Below are 16,477 nucleotides of genomic sequence, written 5' to 3'. Positions count from 1 at the left end.
GTGCGAAGGAATGGGGGCATGATCGCGGCATGGCCGACGAGATGCGCATAGCCCCGATCGCAGCCGACCGGGTCGAGGCCGGGCGCCTGCGCTATTACGACATCGTCATGGCGGCGTTCGTCGCGATCCTGTTGCTTTCCAATGTGCTGGGTGCGGGCAAAGTCGCGCAGGTGCGGCTGCCAGGCATCGGCGACTGGCCGTTCGGGGCGGGGATCCTGTTCTTTCCGATCAGCTATATCATCGGTGACGTGCTGACCGAGGTCTACGGCTATGCGCGGGCGCGCCGAGTGATCTGGGTCGGCTTTGCCGCGACCCTGTTCATGGCGGGGATGGCGTGGGTGGTGGTCGCGCTGCCGCCCGCGCCCGACTGGCGCAACCAGGCGGCGTACGAGACGGTGTTCGGGCAGGTGCCGCGGATCGTCTTCGCCAGCATGTGCGCCTTCTGGGCAGGCGAGTTCGTCAATTCCTACGTGCTGGCGCGCATGAAGGTGCTGACCGAGGGCAGGCACCTGTGGATGCGAACGATCGGGTCGACGGTGGCGGGGCAGGCGGTCGACAGCCTGATCTTCTACCCGCTGGCGTTCTGGGGCGCGGAGGGCTGGACGCCGCACCTGGTGTTGGTGGTGCTGTTCACGCAATGGGCGCTGAAGGTCGGCTGGGAGGTGCTGCTGACGCCGCTGACCTACTGGGTAGTCGGCGCGTTGAAACGCGCCGAAGGGCTGGACGTCTATGACCGGGGGACCGACTTCACGCCGTTCCGGGCGCGGGTCTAAGCGGGGAAGTAGCCGGGGCCCGGATCAGGTCCGGGGCGACGGGAGGGGTCAGGCCCCCACCGTCTCCAGCAGCCCGGTGAACATCCGCTTGCCGTCGTCGCCGCCGTGGGCGGGTTCGATGCGGCGTTCGGGGTGGGGCATCATGCCGAGCACGTTGCCGTCGGCGCTGACGATCCCGGCGATGTTGCGCGCGCTGCCGTTGACCGGCTCTGCGTAGCGGAACGCGATCTGGCCTTCGCCCTCCAGACGGTCGAGCGTCGCGGAGTCAGCGACGTAATTGCCGTCGTGGTGCGCGACCGGGAACCGGACCTGCTCGCCGGCCCGATAGCCGCGCGTGAAGACGGTGCCGGCATTCTCGACGGTCAAGGCCACGTCGCGGCAGACGAAGTTGAGCCCGGCGTTGCGCATCAGCGCGCCGGGCAGCAGCCCCGCCTCCGTCAGCACCTGAAAGCCGTTGCAGACGCCGAGCACCTTCAGCCCGCGTGCGGCCTGTTCGCGCACCGCGGTCATGATCGGGGAGCGCGCGGCCAGTGCGCCGGAGCGCAGATAGTCGCCGTAGGAGAAGCCGCCGGGCACCGCCACCACGCCGATCCCGGCGGGCAGTTCGGTGTCGCGGTGCCACACCATGTGCGGCGCGGTCCCGGTCGCCTGCTCCAGCGCCACCGCGATGTCGCGGTCGCAGTTGGAGCCGGGGAAGACGATGACCGCGGTCTTCACGCGCTCGATCCGGTAATTTTCGATGACGGTGTTGGCGAGCAACTGCCGGCACATCGCGTCGACGTCCGCATCGGCGGTGTCGTCGGCGACCTCCAGCTCGATCAGCTTGCCGACCCGCGCGCTGTCCACGCCCGAGAAGCCGAGCCCCGAAAGGGCGTGTTCGATCGCCTTGCCCTGCGGGTCGAGCACGCCGGGCTTGAGCGTCACGTAGATGCGAAGTTTCATGGCCGCGCGCTATGCCCCGGCGCGCGCGCCGGGGCAAGCGTGGCGGTTACTTGCCGCGGCTCTTACGATGCTCTTCGAGGTCGAGCACCGCTGTATCGCCACCCTCGGGGAGCAGGCCGAGCCGGCGTGCGACTTCCTGATAGGCCTCGACCTCGCCACCCATGTCGCGGCGGAAGCGGTCCTTATCCAGCTTCTCGTTCGACGCCATGTCCCACAGCCGGCAACCGTCCGGGCTGATCTCGTCGGCGAGGATGATCCGACCGTAGTCGTTGTCCCAGATGCGGCCGAACTCGAGCTTGAAGTCGACCAGCCGGATGCCGACGCCTGCGAACAGCCCGCTGAGGAAGTCGTTCACGCGAATCGCCAGGTCGGCGATGTCGTGCATCTCTTCCTGGCTGGCCCAGCCGAACGCCGCGATATGCTCGTCGGAGATCATCGGATCGCCGAGCGCGTCGTCCTTGTAGTAATATTCGAGGATCGTGCGCGGCAGCTTGACGCCTTCCTCGATCCCGAGCCGCTTGCTGATCGAGCCGGCGGCGACGTTGCGGACGACGACCTCGATCGGCACGATCTCGACCTGCCGGATCAACTGCTCGCGCATGTTGAGGCGGCGGATGAAGTGAGTCGGCACGCCGATATGATCGAGCAGCGTGAAGATATGCTCGGAGATACGGTTGTTGAGCACGCCCTTGCCGTTGATCGTGCCCTTCTTCTGGGCGTTGAAGGCGGTGGCGTCGTCCTTGAAATACTGGATCAGCGTGCCCGGCTCCGGACCCTCATAGAGGATCTTCGCCTTGCCTTCGTAGATCTGCCGCCTGCGTGCCATGCTTGCCCTCGAAAGAAGCGCCCCGGCGACGCAGGTTTGCGGACGGCCGGGGCGGGGAATCAATCTCGGCTATAGGGGAAGGGGGCGGTGGCTGCAAATCAGGCGCGCACCCGGCTTGCGCGCCAGCGGCGGAAGCGCCGCCAGCCGAGGATCAGCAGCCAGATGGCGGGGCCGACGATCACCAGCCACGGTGTCGCGGCGATGACGAAGGTGATCGCCGCCGCGGCGCTGACCGCGAACGAGTCGCCGCCTTGCCCGAAGGCGGTGCGGACCGGCGCCCAGACCCCGCCCGCCGGTGTCACCGCATAGGCGATCGTGAGGACGGACATCGCGACGCGGCGCTGCAACTCGGCGCGCAGCGAGCGGGCGGCGTCGAGGTCCTGCTGAACCTCGGCATAGGCTTTCTCCGCTGCGACGAGATCGCCGACGCTGCCACCGCCGTTCTGGATCAGCCGGAACAATCGGTCGGAGAGCGCCTGCTTGGCGCGCAACCGTGCGTCGACATCGACGACCTGCTTGGTCACGTCCTCGGCGGTGACGCGCCGCGTCTGCAAGGCACCACCGGCGGCGGTGACGCGCGCGTCGAGTTGCTGGCCGAAGGTGCCGGCGAGACGCGCGTCGACCAGCAGCCGAAGATTGCCCGCGTCGTCGCCGCGCGGATTGTGCGTGACCGCATCCTCCATGACGATGCAGCGCTCGCGCGTCAGGCTGCGGCACAAGGCGAGGTGCGCGCGGTGCACGGCGTCGAGTGTGCCGGGGTCGAGGCGATAGGCGAGGTCGTAGCTGTAGGCGATCTGCGGGCCGCCTTCATCCTTCGGCACGGCGGTCGGTTCCTCGACATCGAACGTGTTGAGCTTGTTGCTGTTTGTCGGGCTGCCGCAGCTCGCGAGAAAGAGCGCGAGGACGAGGAACCACCTTTTCACCGTCGCGTCTCCTTTTCTGCGAACGCCTTGGCGATCAACCGCTTCGTCTCCGCCCACGCCTCGGTTCCGGGGGTGACCAGCTCGACATGGCCGGTGTTCCGGACCTCGTGGAGCGTCGCGAGGTCGCCGGCAGCGCGCGCTTTGGCGGCATAGTCGGTGGCCATGCGGAACGGGATGATCTTGTCGGCGCGGCCGTTGACGAGGTCCTGCGGGACGCCGAGCGGGAAGAGGCGCGGAACCGAGGTGTCGGCGTAAGGATCGGCGCGGTCGGTGCCGACCAGCTTCGCCACCACTTCGGTGCCGCAGCCGTTGTCGGGGCTGGCGGCGGTGGCCTCGAGATCGGGGAGGCCGCCGAGGCTGATGACATGCGCGATCTTCAGCGGGTCGGGGGTGGCGAGCGGGCTGGTCGCGGGGAGGCGCGGGCGCGCGGCCAGCCATAGCGCGAGGTGCCCGCCCGCCGAATGGCCGACCGCGACGATGTGCGACGGATCGAGTGCGAAGCGCGCGGCATGGGTGCGCAGCGCGTCGGCCGCCGCCGCGGCATCGGCGAAGGTGCCGGGATAGCCGCCGCCGCTTCGGTCGACGCCGCGATAGTCGATGTTCCACACCGCATAGCCGCTGCGGCGCAGGTCGTCGGCGACCCAGTCCATCAGGCGGCGGTCGGCGATCTCGATCTGCCAGCAGCCGCCGTGCACCATCAGGACGGTGCGATGCGGCCCCGGCCCGGCGGGCAGCCAGACATCGACCTTCTGCAGCGCGTCGCTGCCATAGGCGATCGTCGCATCAGGGGTGGCGCGCGGGCGTGCGGTGAGGTCGGCCCAGGTGAGCGGCTTCGGCGGCATCGCGGTCGTACATGCCGTGGCGAGCAACGCCGCGGCAAGCGCGATCAGCTGCGGCGCTCTCGCCACAGCGCGGGCAGCGCCAGCACGGCGATCCCCGCCAATGCGATCGCGGTCTTCAGCCATGGTGCGAACGGTCCCTGCATCTGGTCGACATAATAGACCGCATAGACGATCGCGACGTGCCAGACATAGACGTGCAGCGAATGCCGCCCGAGCAGGCGCAGGAACGACAGCGAGAACAGCCCGCGCGTCCATGCCGCGACATGCCGGACGCCGGGACGGGTATGGTCCTTTCCGGCGATCAGCAGCCACGTCAGCCCGGTGGTCGCGGCAACGAAATTGATGAGGTAGATCGGCCCGAAGTCGCCGCGGATGCCGAGCAGGTCGATCTTCTCGATCAGCCATTGCGGCAGCATCCCATAGGCACTGAGCAGCCGCAGCGGCGCGAAGAACAGGCAGATCGCCAGCGCGATCTTCGCGGGGGCGGCATGATCGGCGCGGAACACGCGCTGCCAGTCGACGCGCCCGGCGGCCGTCAGCGCGCCCGCGATCATGCCCGAGAAAAACACGAGCTGCCAGCCGAGCAGGTTGAAGCTGGCGCGCAGACCTTGTCCGTCGTCGGCGGTCACCACCTGCCCGAGCGGGTCGGTCACGAAACGCTGCATCGCAAGCTGTCCGGCGATCCACAGGATGACGGATGCGGTGGCGACCGGCACCACGCGCCCGTCGAGGCACCAGCGCAGCAGCGGCGGCGCGACCAGCATGTAGAGGACATATTGCGGCAGGATGTCCATGACGGTCGGCTGGAACAGGAAGGTCGCGATCGCCGCGAGCCGCAGCGGGTCGCCGGTCAGGCTGGTATGGCCGAGCCAATTGCCCCATGCCTGGGGTGCGCCGGGCAGCAACGCGCGCGCGATCAGTACCGCGACGACGATCCCCATCGCATAACGATAGAGCTGGAACGCGCGCCGCCAGACCTGTGCCCGCCCCTCGTCATAGCCGAGCTTAAGCATCTTGCGGCCATAGACCAGCCCGATCATCAGCCCGGACAGGAACACGAAACCCTGCGCGTCCTCGACGAACGCGAGCTTGTTGTGGTTGACGTTCTGCATCCAATAGCCACCCGTGAAGACGAGGTGGTTGATGAGCATGAAGACGAGGAAGAAACCGCGAAGCCCGTCGATCAATCCGTAACGTGGCAAGCGGCGGGCTCCGTGGCAGTTTCAGGTGACGGCGAATAGCGGCTGCGGTGCAGTGCAGCATGGCGGTGATAGCGGCACCAACGCCCGGCGCGAACCCGTGCCGCGCGGCCCGTCGCCTTTTCGCGCCGCCACGTCCCGGACGGTTCGACATGCTCGGGAGAGCTTGACCAGGGAAGTAATGCTCCTCCTTCCGCGAATGGTGGCTCGCCACGCTGGCGGATTTAGCGGACCGACGCGCGGAACGGTTGTGGAACGTCGCCTCGCGCTGCTACCACCTGCGCCGACATGGCCACCGACCTCTCCGACAATCCCCCGATCGGCATCCTCGATGCGCCGTTCGACAGCGCGTTGAGCGAGCGGTATCTCGTCTATGCGCTGTCGACGATCACCGCGCGGTCGCTGCCCGATGTGCGGGACGGTCTGAAGCCGGTGCATCGGCGGCTTCTTTGGGCGATGCGGCTGCTCAAGCTCGATCCGGCCTCGGGCTACAAGAAGTGCGCGCGCGTCGTCGGCGACGTGATCGGCAAATATCATCCGCACGGCGACCAGTCGGTCTATGATGCGATGGTGCGATTGGCGCAGGATTTCGCGCTCCGCTATCCGCTGGTCGACGGACAGGGCAATTTCGGCAACATCGACGGCGATAACGCCGCCGCCTATCGCTATACCGAGGCACGGCTGACGCAGGTCGCAATCGACCTGATGGACGGGCTCGACGAAGATGCGACCGAGTTCCGCCCCACCTACAATGGCGAGGAGCAGGAGCCCGAGCTGTTCCCCGGCGCCTTCCCCAATCTGCTCGCGAACGGCGCGAGCGGGATCGCGGTCGGGATGGCGACCAGCGTTCCGCCGCACAATGCCGCCGAGTTGATGGACGCCGCGATCCTGTTGATCGACCGACCCGACGCGGACGATGCCGCGATCCTCGAACATGTGAAGGGGCCGGACTTTCCGACCGGCGGGCTGCTGGTCGACGCGACGGCGATCATCGCCGAAGCCTATGCGACCGGGCGCGGTGCGTTTCGGGTCCGCGCGCGGATCGAGAAGATCGCGGAAAAGGGCGGCGGCTGGCACCTGGTGGTGTCGGAGATCCCGTATGGCGTCGCCAAGGGCAAGCTGATCGAGCAGCTCGCGGCGCTGATCGAGGACAAGAAGCTGCCGATCCTGGCCGATGTTCGCGACGAATCGGACGAGCAGGTGCGGATCGTGCTGGAACCGCGCAGCCGCACCGTCGACGCGCAGGTGTTGATGGACGGGCTTTTCCGGCTGTCCGATCTGGAGACGCGCGTCCCGCTCAACCTCAACGTGCTCGACAAGGAGCGGACGCCGCGCGTGATGTCGCTGCGCGCCGCGCTGGCGGCGTGGGTCGAGCATCAGTTCGTGGTGCTGCAACGCCGTACCGAGCACCGGCTGAGCAAGATCGCCGACCGGCTGGAGCTGGTCGGCGGGTATATCGTCGCGTTCCTCAACCTCGACCGCGTAATCGAGATCATCCGCACCGAGGACGAGCCGAAGGCGGTGATGATCGCCGAGTTCGAGCTGACCGACCGCCAGGCCGAGGCGATCCTCAACATGCGCTTGCGCAGCCTGCGCCGGCTGGAGGAAATGGAGCTGAAGCGCGAGCAAGCGGCGCTGGAGAAGGAGCAGGCGACGCTGGCGGCGCTGCTCGGCTCCGAGGCGAAGCAGCGCACGCGGCTGAAGGCCGATTTCCGCAAGGTGCGCGACCGTTATGGTCCCGAGACCGCGCTGGGCAAGCGGCGGACCGAGCTGCGCGAACAGGCCGCGGCACGCGACATCCCGCTGGAGGCGATGATCGAGCGCGAGCCGATCAGCGTGATCCTGTCGGCGCGCGGCTGGATCCGCGCGATGAAGGGCCATGTCGACCTCTCCGCGCCCGAGACGCTGAAGTTCAAGGAAGGCGACGGGCCGGCTTTCGCCTTCCATGCGCAGACTACCGACAAATTGCTGCTGGCGGCGGGGAACGGCCGGTTCTTCACGCTGGCGGCTGACAAATTGCCGGGCGGCCGCGGGTTCGGGGAGCCGGTGCGCGCGTCGATCGACCTTGACGGCAGCGTCCCGATCATCGCCCTGCTGAGCGCGGCGCGCGCGGCGCGGCTGCTGGTCGTGGCCAGCGACGGACGCGGCTTCATCGTGCCGGTGGCCGATGTGATCGCGGAAACGCGCAAGGGCAAGACGGTGGTGGCGCCGCGTGCCGGCGCGTCGCTGGCGGTCGTCCGCCCGGTCGCGCCCGCCGACGATTATGTCGCGGTGATCGGCGACAATCGCAAGCTGGCGCTGTTCCCGATCGCCGACCTGCCCGAGATGACGCGCGGGCAGGGGGTGCAGTTGCAACGCTATCGCGATGGCGGGCTGGCGGACGCGCGGACGCTGGTGTTCGCCGAAGGGCTGAGCTGGGCGATGGGCGGCGATAGCGGGCGGACTCGGACCGAGACGGACCTGTCGCAATGGCGCACCGCGCGCGGCGCGGCGGGGCGGATGCCGCCCAACGGCTTCCCACGCGACAATCGCTTTTGATCGCCACCGCGCCGTTAACCACACGGTCACCGTCACTGCCTAGGACGTAACGGTAGCGTATCGAACCTGACAGCGCGAAAGCGCCCGGTCTTAAAGTCTGCCTTAACCCTTCGCCGCTATCCAAAACCGTGATGGCAACGCGTGCGACATGGCTGACCCGACAACCGACGACTCCGATCGAGTCGCCGGGCCTGTCCGCGCATCAGGGATCGCTGGAACTCGTTCCCATTCCCGTGGCGCTGATCGCGCTCGACGAAGAGCAAACGCGCTTCGAAGTTGTCAACCGTGCGTTCACCCGTGCGCGGTTGATCGACGAGCCGAACCTCGCACCGATCGTGCAGACGTTCCTCGCCTCCGAGGCGCAAAGCGAGGAACGTGACTGGCAGACCGGTGCCGCGGTCGAGCGCCGGCACTATCGCCTGACGTTGTCGCGGTTGCCGCAACGCACCGATCGGGCCTGTATCGCGTCGTTCGTCGACCAGACCGCGGAGGTGCGGACCGAAGAAACGCTGCGCCGCGAGATGGCGACCGACAGCCTGACCGGGCTGCCGAACCGCGGCGGATTCACCGATGCGCTGGAAGGGAGCATCGCGCAGGGCAATGCGTCGTGGGCGGTGCTGATGATCGATCTCGATCGCTTCAGCCGGTTCAACGCCTGTCTGGGATCGCTGACCGGCGACGAACTGCTGATCACCGTCGCACGCCGCATTAAGGGCGCGCTGCGCCATAGCGATACGCTGGCGCGCACCGGCGGCGACGAATTCGGCGTGCTGTTGTCGATCGATGCGGATCGCGACGAGGCCGAGCACGTCGCCCGTCGCATCCGCGACGCGCTGGCGACGCCGTTCCGGCTCAGCGAATACGAACTGCGCGTGTCGTGCGCGATCGGCATCGCGTTCGGTGACGGCACGGTCAGCGAAGCAGAGGACGTGATCCGCCACGCGCAGGTGGCGATGAAGAAGTCGAAGTCCACGAAGAACGCCGAATCATACCAGACGCGCGCGCTCGATTCGGCGCGTGCGGAATTCGCGATGGAGACGTCGCTCCGTCGCGCGATCGAAAGCGAGCAGCTCAACCTCGTCTATCAGCCGATCTGCAATCTCCAGACCGGGCGGGTCAGCGGGTTCGAGGCATTGGCACGCTGGACCGACGAGCACGGTGTGCGCCACGAGCCCGGCCGCTTCATCCCGGTCGCCGAGGAATCGGGGTTGATCGTGCCGCTCGGCCGGTGGGCGCTGGACAGCGCGCTGCGCACGCTGGCGCGCTGGGACCAGCGTGCCGGCGGCGATTGCGGCGCGACGGTGGCGGTCAACCTGTCGCCGATCCAGTTGCAGCGCGACTCGATCGCCGGAGTCGTGCGGCGCGCGCTCAACGATACCGGGTTGGCGGGCGGGCGGCTGAAGCTGGAGATCACCGAAAGCGCGCTCATCAACGATCCCGATCGAATCGCGCGCGTGCTGGCCGGGCTCAAGGAAACCGGCGTAACGATCGCGATGGACGATTTCGGCACCGGCTTCTCGAACCTCGCTTCGTTGCAGAAGCTGCCGATCGACGTGCTCAAGATCGACCGCAGCTTCGTGACCGGCCTGCTGACCGATCGTGACAAGGTGGCGATCGTCCGCGCGATCCTCGGGCTGTCGCAGGCGCTGGGGATGGCGACCGTCGCCGAAGGAATCGAGGCGATCGACGTCGGGCAGACGCTGGCCGCGCTCGGCTGCACCTTCGGGCAGGGCTATGCCTATTCGCGGCCGCTGGAGCCCGATGCAGCCTATGCGTTCCTGCGCGAGCGCAACACCTGAGCGACTTCGTCGTCGGCGATCGCCGCGACCCGGTCCGCATCGGGGAAGTGCTCCGCGATCCAGCGATCCTCGACGGCGCGTAACGCCCGCGCGACGTCGGGTCCCTTCGCAAGTCCGCGCGCGACCAGCGCACCGCCGCCGATCGGCAGCGATGGGCGTGACCAGTCGGTGAGTTCGGACGGATCGGTGCCGGCGAGCAGCAACCGGTCGATCGCGCTTTCCACGCCCACGCGGTAGCCGAGCGCTCGGGCCCCTTCGTCGCCCGGGCCGGCGCCGGCCTGGATCAGCCGCTTGCGATCGTTGTTCGACAGCTTCAGCCGCGCGCCGACGCCCTCCGCCGCGTCGGGCGCGACCAGGGCGGCGAGTCGCCGGATCGCATCGGGTGCGATGCCGGCCGCCGACTCGCGCTGCGCCAGGAAGGCCAGCCGCGCGACGCCGGCCGCATCGATCTCGGGGAGCACCGGGCGAAAGATGCCCTTCGCTTCCATCAGCGTCACCACCGGCACCGCGCCGGGCGCGACGAGCAGCTTGAGCAATTCGGCGGCGATCTCGCTCGCGGCTGAGCGCCATCAGGTCATTGGCGCGCGCGACACATGCCGCCAATCCGTCCGCGTCGATCGCGTCGCCGAAGCGCGCGTGGAAGCGGAAGAAGCGCAGGATGCGGAGGTGATCCTCGGCGATTCGGCGATAAGGATCGCCGATGAACCGCACGCGCCGCGCCGCGAGATCGTCGAGTCCGCCGAACCAGTCGAACAGCTCGCCGGTCAGCGGGTCGGCGTAGAGCGCGTTCATCGTGAAATCGCGCCGCGCGGCATCCTCTCGCCAGTCGTCCGAAAAGGCGACCGTCGCATGGCGCCCGTCCGTCGCGACGTCCCGGCGCAGCGTCGTGACCTCGACGACCGTTCCCTGGCTGACCGCGGTGACGGTGCCGTGCGCGATCCCGGTGGGCACCGCCTTGATCCCGCTCGCCTCCAGCCGTCGCACGACCTCATCGGGGGTGAAGCGCGTGGCGAGATCGAGGTCGGCGACCGGAAGCTCCAGCAGCGAATCGCGCACCGCGCCGCCGACCCAGCGCGCCATGCCCGCGTCCCCGTCGAGCGCGGCGATCAGTTCGGCGAGACCCGGACGCGCCCGCCACGGGGCGACGGGCAGCGTCATGCCCGCCATCGTAGTCGCTTCGAGAGGTTGACGATCATCCCCGCCGTCGCGCCCCAGATCCGCCGATCGTTCCACATCATCTCCACATAGCGGCGCTCGCGCCCCTGATAGATCGCCATCGCAGCACGCTGATTGGTGGGGTCGAGCAGGAAGGCGAGCGGCACCTCGAACACCGCCGCGACCTCCGCTTCGCTCGCCACCAGCGGCAGGTCGGGAGGCACGACGCCGATAACCGGCGTGATCGTGAAGCCGGTGCCGGTGCGATACGAATCGGAGGTGCCGATCACGCTGACCTCCTGGCGGGGCAGCGCGATCTCCTCCTCGGCTTCGCGCAACGCGGCGGTGACCGCATCCTCACCGGGATCGAGGCGGCCGCCGGGGAAGGCGACCTGTCCGGCGTGGCGGCGCAAGGTTTCGGTACGCTGGGTGAGGAGCACGCCGGGGGCGGGGCGGTCGGTGATCGCGACCAGCACCGCGGCGGGCGTCAGCACCGCATCGGCGGAATGGTCGTGATCGTCGCCCGCCAGCACGGGTGCCGCATCGTCGGCCAGTGCGGCGGCGAGCCGCTCGGCAAGCGTCACGATTGCAGCGCGAAGAAGGTGCCGGCGCTCCACACACCGGGAGCCGCGTCGTCGCCGGCCAATGCGCGCTCGGCGAGTTCGTAATAGACCGGCCGCGCGATCAGCGCCTCCAGCCCGCCGCGGACATGGACATAGGGATGGACCCCGTCGGCGCGCTCTTCGAATCGCAGCGGGTTTGCGGCGGAGGCGGTCACCAATTCGCCGGTGTTGAGCCGGAACGCGAGCGTCGCGTCGCGGTCGCTACCCTCGGCCTTCATTTCCACCGCGACGAACGGCGCATCCTCGACCGCGATGTCGAGTTTCTCGACCGGCGTGACCAGCACATAGCCGCCGTCGGGTTCGCGGCGCAGGATGCGGCTGAACGCGCGCACCATCGCCGGCCGAGTGATCGGCGCGCCCTGATGATACCAGCTGCCGTCGCGTGCGATCCGCATCTCGCTGTCACCGCAATGCGTCGGGTTCCAGCGCTCGACCGGCGGCAGCCGATTGCTGTCGGCAAGCCGCGCGATGTCGGCGACGGTCAGCGTATCGAAGTCGGGAGGCGGCGCCATCGGCATCGCGCTCACCTAGGACGCGGGTAGCGCGGGGTAAAGGTCAGGCGAGCGCGTGGCGCCGAGGCCCGAGCACTCCGGGCAGAGCAGGCACGTTCGCGCCGCGTGCGAGCAGTCGGCGCCGCTCGACCGGGCCGGGTAGCCGCCACAGGGCGGTGGGCGCGGCGTCGAAGCCGAAGAAGCGGCCGTAATATTCCGGATCGCCGATCAGCGTCAGCGGCGGGCTGCCTTCCGCCGCGGCGAGCGCCGCCTCCATCAGCCGCCGGCCGAGCCCCTCCTGCTGCCGCTCGGGGACGATCGCGACCGGACCGACCAGCACCAGCGGCCAGACCGACCCGTCGTCGCCATCGACCTGCACCGGCCAGCATTGGATCGAGCCGAGCAGCGCATCGTCCTCGACCAGCGCGAAGCTCAGCCCGGTAATCGCCTGTGTCCCTTCACGGAGGCGATAGGCGGTGCGGCTATGCCGGTCGCGGCCGAACGCCCGGTCGAGCAGCTGCTCCACCGCATCGTCGGCGATCGTGTCGATCGGCACCATCTGGATCACGCGCGCGCTTCCTCCTGCCCGCGATCGAGGTGGACGCCCGGGCGCGGGCGCTTTAGGGCGAGCCCCGCCGCACGGCAACGGACACGTTTCGACGGCAGCGATGGCAAGCGGAATGATCGAATGAAGCTTTACGACGCCGAGCGCGCGCCCAGCCCCCGGCGCGTGCGGATCTATCTGGCGGAAAAGGCGATCTCCGTCGATCGTGTGCCAGTCGACCTGGCGGGCGGGGCGCATCTGCATCCCGATTATCTCGCGATCAATCCGCGCGGGACCATCCCCGCGCTACGGCTGGACGATGGCGAGGTGATCGGCGACTCGACCGCGATCTGCCGATTCTTCGAGGCGCTGCACCCCGAACCGCCGCTGTTTGGCGCGCGCCCGGTCGAGATCGCGCGCGTCACTGTCTGGACCCGACGCGTCGAGGCCGAGGGCTATGCCGCCTGCGTCTATGCGCTGCGCAATGCCGCGCCGCGGTTCGCGGATCGTGCGGAGCCGGGCATCTGGCCGGCGCTGCCGCAGCTCCCCGACCTCGCGGCGCGCGGCGCGCGGATGTGGGAGGCATTCGTTGCCACGCTCGACGAGCGGCTCGCCGACAATGAATGGGTGGCGGGCGACCGCTACTCCTATGCCGATATCACCGCGCTGGTGACGGTCGATTTCGCCGCAATGGCGCGGCTGGCGCTGCCCGATGGCGTGCCGCACCTGCGCCGCTGGCACGCCGCCGCCACCGCCCGCCCGAGTTCCGCCGCATGACCTACGCCCCCGATACGCTCGAACTCGAGGTGCACGACCTTGAGGTGCAGGTGCTGACCGGCATCTATTCCGAAGAGACGCACCTGCCGCAGCCGCTGCGCATCTCGTTGACGGTGCTGCTCGACGCGCCGACGCACTATGCGCCCGATACGCCACTGTCGGCCTCGAAGAACTATCTCGATCTCAAGCACGCCGCGACCGACGCGCTGTCGACCGCCGGACATTTCACGCTGATCGAGGCGGTGGCTGATCACATTGCGGAGACGCTGTTCCTTCAGGATCAGCGAGTCCGCCGCGTGAAGGTAAAGATCGTCAAGCTCGCCATTGCCGAGGCCGGCGAGGCGATCGGCATCACATTGGTCCGGCACCGGCGCTGACCATCGGCGCTGGCGCGGCGCGGCATGGGCCGAGCTGCTCGATGACGAGGGCATAATCGGCCTGCGCCTGCGTCGCATCGTCGGGCGAGAGCGAGGCGGTGCTTCGTTCGGGGAGCGTCGCGGGCAGGGCGCAGGCGAGCCGATACCAGAGCAACGTGTCGCGTTTCGGCGTGGGGGCCGAATCGTCGATGATCTCGCTCAGCGCGATCGACCAGCGCGGCTGCTCGCCCGGGCGACGCAGGATCGACAAAGCGGCCGGGCGATTATCGCGGGTGCGCAGGAAGATCTGCGTCTCGCCTTCACCGGGCAGCGCGCCGGGAACGTGAAAGGCGTTGCCGACGTCGGTGATGACGGGCGGGGCATCGGGAGCGGCGATTTCCGAAGCGATCGCCCGAACGCGTTGTTCGAGCGCGGCACTCCAATCGTGCTGCGCGCCGGGCTCAACCAACTGAATTTGACCTGCTTGTCCCGCTACGGGACGTGCGAATGCGAGCACGCGCCGCTTTTTGAGCGTTGGCGCCCGGCCGCGCCAATCGGGGCCGACATCGACCAGCCAGCCGACACGCGCAGGGATCGCGGTGGCGCCGCGCATCAGCGTCGTTACATCCGCTTCGACATAGAATCGCGTCTTGCCGGCGGGGAGCCCGGCTGCCTCCGCCCCCTTGATTCGCGAGGCCGAGCGAATCGTCGCGTCGACCACCAGAGGGCTGGCGATCACCAGATCGGTGAGATCGGCATAGCCGAGCGATGGCGCAACCGGTGCGGCGACAGGCGGTTGCTGGGCGCGGACGGATACCGGCGCGATGGCGGGAGTCAGCAGCGCGGCGGCGGACGACAGGAAAAAAGCGCTTGGTCATGCCGCTTGGGATAGACGCGGGCACACAAACGATACAGAAATAAAAACGTCGCAGTCCGGCTGTACGTTTGTTGCGTCCGACAAAGCGTTTGCGCTCCCAAAAGGCGCGCGATAGGACTTGTGTGTCTGTAGGTAGCCTATTGGGCGCTACGGAAAGGTAAACAACCCGGCCGGGTTTCGATCCGGTCACGCCACGGGCCGCAGGATGAGGGAGTTTCGTTGCTGAATGGCCTATTCTGACCAGAAGATGAGCGGGGGCAAGGTTGGTGCGCTGGTAATCGTCGCATTGATCCACGTTGCTCTTGGCTATGCCTTCATAACCGGCCTCGCGACGAATTTCGTCAAGAAGCAGGTCGAGAAGCTGAACACGTTCGACGTCGAGGAGCCACCGCCCCCGCCGCCGGAAGAGCCGCCGCCCCCGCCGCCCGATACGCCGATGACGCCGCCGCCGGTGGTGTCGCCGCCGCCGATCGTGCGCAATCCGAACCCGCCGCCCGTGACGGTCGCGACGGTGCCGACCCCGCCTCCGGTCTATGTGCCGACGGCAGTCGTCGCGCCGCCCGCTCCGCCTGCGCCGCCTGCTCCGCCGGCTCCGCCTGCGGTCAGCAAGGCTGCCGGTCTGAAGGGTAACCCCGGCCAGTTCTTCGGTGCCGACAACTATCCACCCTCGGCGATCCGCGCCGAAGAGCAGGGACGTGTCGTCGCGAAGCTGACGGTGGGCACTGACGGGCGCGTCACCGATTGCGTGGTCACCACGTCGAGCAACTCTTCGGCGCTCGACCAGGCGACCTGCCGTATCGCCAAGAGCCGCGTGCGGTTCTCGCCGGCACAGGATGCTACCGGTAACCCGATCGTCTCCAGCTACACGCTGCCGGTGCGATGGGTGCTGCCACAAAATTGATCCGCGTGACCCTGGCCGCGCGGACCACAATCGCCGGCCGACAACTTATCTGGCTTAAGGAAGAAACCGAATGATCATCAACATCCTCGCCGCGGGTGGGACCGCGGCAGCCGAGAACCAGTTCGGCCTGCAGCAGGCGCTGAAGGAAGGCGGCATCATCTCGCAGTCGGTTTTCACCATCCTGGTGGTGATGTCGGTTGTGTCCTTCTACATCCTCTTCTCGAAGCTGTTCGAGCAGCAGAAGATCATCAACCAGGCGAAGCGCGTCCGGTCGAACTTCTGGAACAGCACCTCGCTGCGCGAAGGCTCGGCGAAGCTGGAGAAGAACTCCGCCTACAAGCAGCTGGTCGATGACGGCCTGGCCGCGCAGGAGCAGCACTCGAAGCTGACCGATCCGGTCGAAGCGCACGATTGGCTGCACGGTTCGCTGGCGCGTTCGGAAGCCGCGATCAACTCGAAGCTGGGCGGTGGTCTGGCGTTCCTCGCGACCGTCGGCGCGACCTCGCCGTTCATCGGTCTGTTCGGTACCGTGGTCGGCATCTACCGCGCGCTGATCAAGATCGGCGCGTCGGGCGATCCTTCGATCGACAAGGTCGCGGGCCCGGTCGGTGAGGCGCTCATCATGACCGCACTCGGCCTCGTCGTCGCCGTTCCGGCGGTGCTGGCGTACAACTGGCTGCAGCGTCGCAACAAGTCGATCGCGGAAGACCTGTCGGCCTTCTCGAACGACGTGCTGGGCTTCCTCGCTTCGAACGGTGCGGTTCGCCCGGCGATCGGCGCGACGACCGCCACCGCCAAGGCGCCGGTCAAGCCGACCACGGCGACCACGACCGCCGGCCAGACCGGTGGCGTGCAGACCCGCCCGTAAGGCGAAGGGATAAGCGGGGCCGTCGCTTCTGGCGGCCCCGTCG

General features: G+C 68.2%; 16 protein-coding genes and 2 pseudogenes. 7 read left to right on the top strand and 11 right to left on the bottom strand.

The window, feature by feature from the left end; all coding sequences use genetic code 11:
- The first annotated feature begins 29 nt into the window (after nt 1-29).
- Nucleotides 30-773, top strand: a complete 744-nt coding sequence (locus QP166_RS15050; protein ID WP_333916642.1) for a queuosine precursor transporter — start codon at nt 30-32, stop codon at nt 771-773.
- Between the two features lie 48 nt (nt 774-821).
- Here QP166_RS15050 and purQ read toward each other — a convergent pair whose 3' ends face one another.
- The 6 genes and pseudogenes from purQ to QP166_RS15020 all read right to left on the bottom strand — a co-directional run bounded on the left by purQ (nt 822) and on the right by QP166_RS15020 (nt 5,508).
- Entirely contained in the window at nt 822-1,490 is a 669-nt protein-coding gene (gene purQ / locus QP166_RS15045; protein ID WP_333917355.1) for a phosphoribosylformylglycinamidine synthase subunit PurQ, read from the bottom strand.
- Nucleotides 1,491-1,715 (bottom strand): annotated as a pseudogene (gene purS / locus QP166_RS15040) (phosphoribosylformylglycinamidine synthase subunit PurS); the annotation flags it as partial. It abuts the gene before it with no gap.
- A 46-nt stretch (nt 1,716-1,761) separates the two neighbouring features.
- Nucleotides 1,762-2,541 (bottom strand): phosphoribosylaminoimidazolesuccinocarboxamide synthase, encoded by a 780-nt coding sequence (gene purC / locus QP166_RS15035; RefSeq protein WP_028967003.1) that lies wholly within the window; start codon nt 2,539-2,541, stop codon nt 1,762-1,764.
- Nucleotides 2,542-2,639: 98 nt separating this feature from the next.
- Complete coding sequence (locus tag QP166_RS15030) at nt 2,640-3,464, bottom strand: DUF4349 domain-containing protein (RefSeq protein ID WP_333916641.1); 825 nt, start codon at nt 3,462-3,464, stop codon at nt 2,640-2,642.
- Complete coding sequence (locus QP166_RS15025) at nt 3,461-4,372, bottom strand: alpha/beta hydrolase (RefSeq protein ID WP_333916640.1); 912 nt, start codon at nt 4,370-4,372, stop codon at nt 3,461-3,463. Before QP166_RS15025 ends, QP166_RS15030 begins: the two co-directional genes overlap by 4 nt.
- Nucleotides 4,351-5,508 (bottom strand): OpgC family protein, encoded by a 1,158-nt coding sequence (locus tag QP166_RS15020; RefSeq protein ID WP_333916639.1) that lies wholly within the window; start codon nt 5,506-5,508, stop codon nt 4,351-4,353. Before QP166_RS15020 ends, QP166_RS15025 begins: the two co-directional genes overlap by 22 nt.
- 285 nt (nt 5,509-5,793) lie before the next feature.
- Between QP166_RS15020 and parC the strand changes: the two genes are divergently transcribed.
- On the top strand, nt 5,794-8,043 hold the full coding sequence (gene parC, locus QP166_RS15015; RefSeq protein ID WP_333916638.1) for a DNA topoisomerase IV subunit A: 2,250 nt from the start codon (nt 5,794-5,796) through the stop codon (nt 8,041-8,043).
- A 131-nt stretch (nt 8,044-8,174) separates the two neighbouring features.
- Nucleotides 8,175-9,842 (top strand): putative bifunctional diguanylate cyclase/phosphodiesterase, encoded by a 1,668-nt coding sequence (locus tag QP166_RS15010; RefSeq protein ID WP_333916637.1) that lies wholly within the window; start codon nt 8,175-8,177, stop codon nt 9,840-9,842.
- Here QP166_RS15010 and QP166_RS15005 read toward each other — a convergent pair.
- From QP166_RS15005 to QP166_RS14990, 4 genes and pseudogenes are all read right to left on the bottom strand, one after another.
- Nucleotides 9,812-11,009 (bottom strand): annotated as a pseudogene (locus QP166_RS15005) (CCA tRNA nucleotidyltransferase). The gene QP166_RS15010 and the pseudogene QP166_RS15005 sit on opposite strands and share 31 nt — an antisense overlap.
- A complete protein-coding gene (locus QP166_RS15000) occupies nt 10,997-11,581 on the bottom strand; it encodes a CoA pyrophosphatase (protein ID WP_333916636.1) in 585 nt (194 codons plus the stop codon). Before QP166_RS15000 ends, QP166_RS15005 begins: the two are co-directional and overlap by 13 nt.
- Nucleotides 11,578-12,138 carry a DUF1285 domain-containing protein gene (locus QP166_RS14995; protein WP_333916635.1) on the bottom strand — a complete coding sequence of 187 codons (561 nt, stop codon included), beginning with the start codon at nt 12,136-12,138 and terminating at the stop codon, nt 11,578-11,580. The genes QP166_RS15000 and QP166_RS14995 overlap by 4 nt, the downstream gene beginning before the upstream one ends.
- A 37-nt stretch (nt 12,139-12,175) precedes the next feature.
- Nucleotides 12,176-12,679 (bottom strand): GNAT family N-acetyltransferase, encoded by a 504-nt coding sequence (locus QP166_RS14990; protein ID WP_333916634.1) that lies wholly within the window; start codon nt 12,677-12,679, stop codon nt 12,176-12,178.
- Nucleotides 12,680-12,799: 120 nt separating this feature from the next.
- On the opposite strand from QP166_RS14990, the gene QP166_RS14985 reads away from it, so the two are divergent.
- Nucleotides 12,800-13,432, top strand: coding sequence for a glutathione S-transferase family protein (locus QP166_RS14985; protein ID WP_333916633.1), 633 nt, complete (start codon nt 12,800-12,802; stop codon nt 13,430-13,432).
- Nucleotides 13,429-13,809, top strand: coding sequence for a dihydroneopterin aldolase (locus tag QP166_RS14980; RefSeq protein WP_333916632.1), 381 nt, complete (start codon nt 13,429-13,431; stop codon nt 13,807-13,809). The genes QP166_RS14985 and QP166_RS14980 overlap by 4 nt, the downstream gene beginning before the upstream one ends.
- Here QP166_RS14980 and QP166_RS14975 read toward each other — a convergent pair.
- On the bottom strand, nt 13,784-14,527 hold the full coding sequence (locus QP166_RS14975; RefSeq protein ID WP_333916631.1) for a hypothetical protein: 744 nt from the start codon (nt 14,525-14,527) through the stop codon (nt 13,784-13,786). The genes QP166_RS14980 and QP166_RS14975 overlap by 26 nt on opposite strands.
- 364 nt (nt 14,528-14,891) lie before the next feature.
- Between QP166_RS14975 and QP166_RS14970 the strand changes: the two genes are divergently transcribed.
- The gene (locus QP166_RS14970; RefSeq protein ID WP_333916630.1) at nt 14,892-15,566 is read left to right on the top strand and encodes an energy transducer TonB; all 675 of its coding nucleotides are present in this window, start codon (nt 14,892-14,894) and stop codon (nt 15,564-15,566) included.
- A 70-nt stretch (nt 15,567-15,636) separates the two neighbouring features.
- Nucleotides 15,637-16,434: a MotA/TolQ/ExbB proton channel family protein gene (locus tag QP166_RS14965; protein WP_333916629.1), complete on the top strand. Its 798-nt coding sequence runs from the start codon at nt 15,637-15,639 to the stop codon at nt 16,432-16,434.
- Nucleotides 16,435-16,477 lie beyond the last annotated feature (43 nt).

This window comes from Sphingomonas sp. LR60 (assembly GCF_036855935.1).
Taxonomy (GTDB): Bacteria; Pseudomonadota; Alphaproteobacteria; order Sphingomonadales; family Sphingomonadaceae; genus Sphingomonas.
The sequence above is the reverse complement of the archived record's forward strand: the minus strand, read 5'-3'. Positions and strand labels throughout refer to the sequence as shown.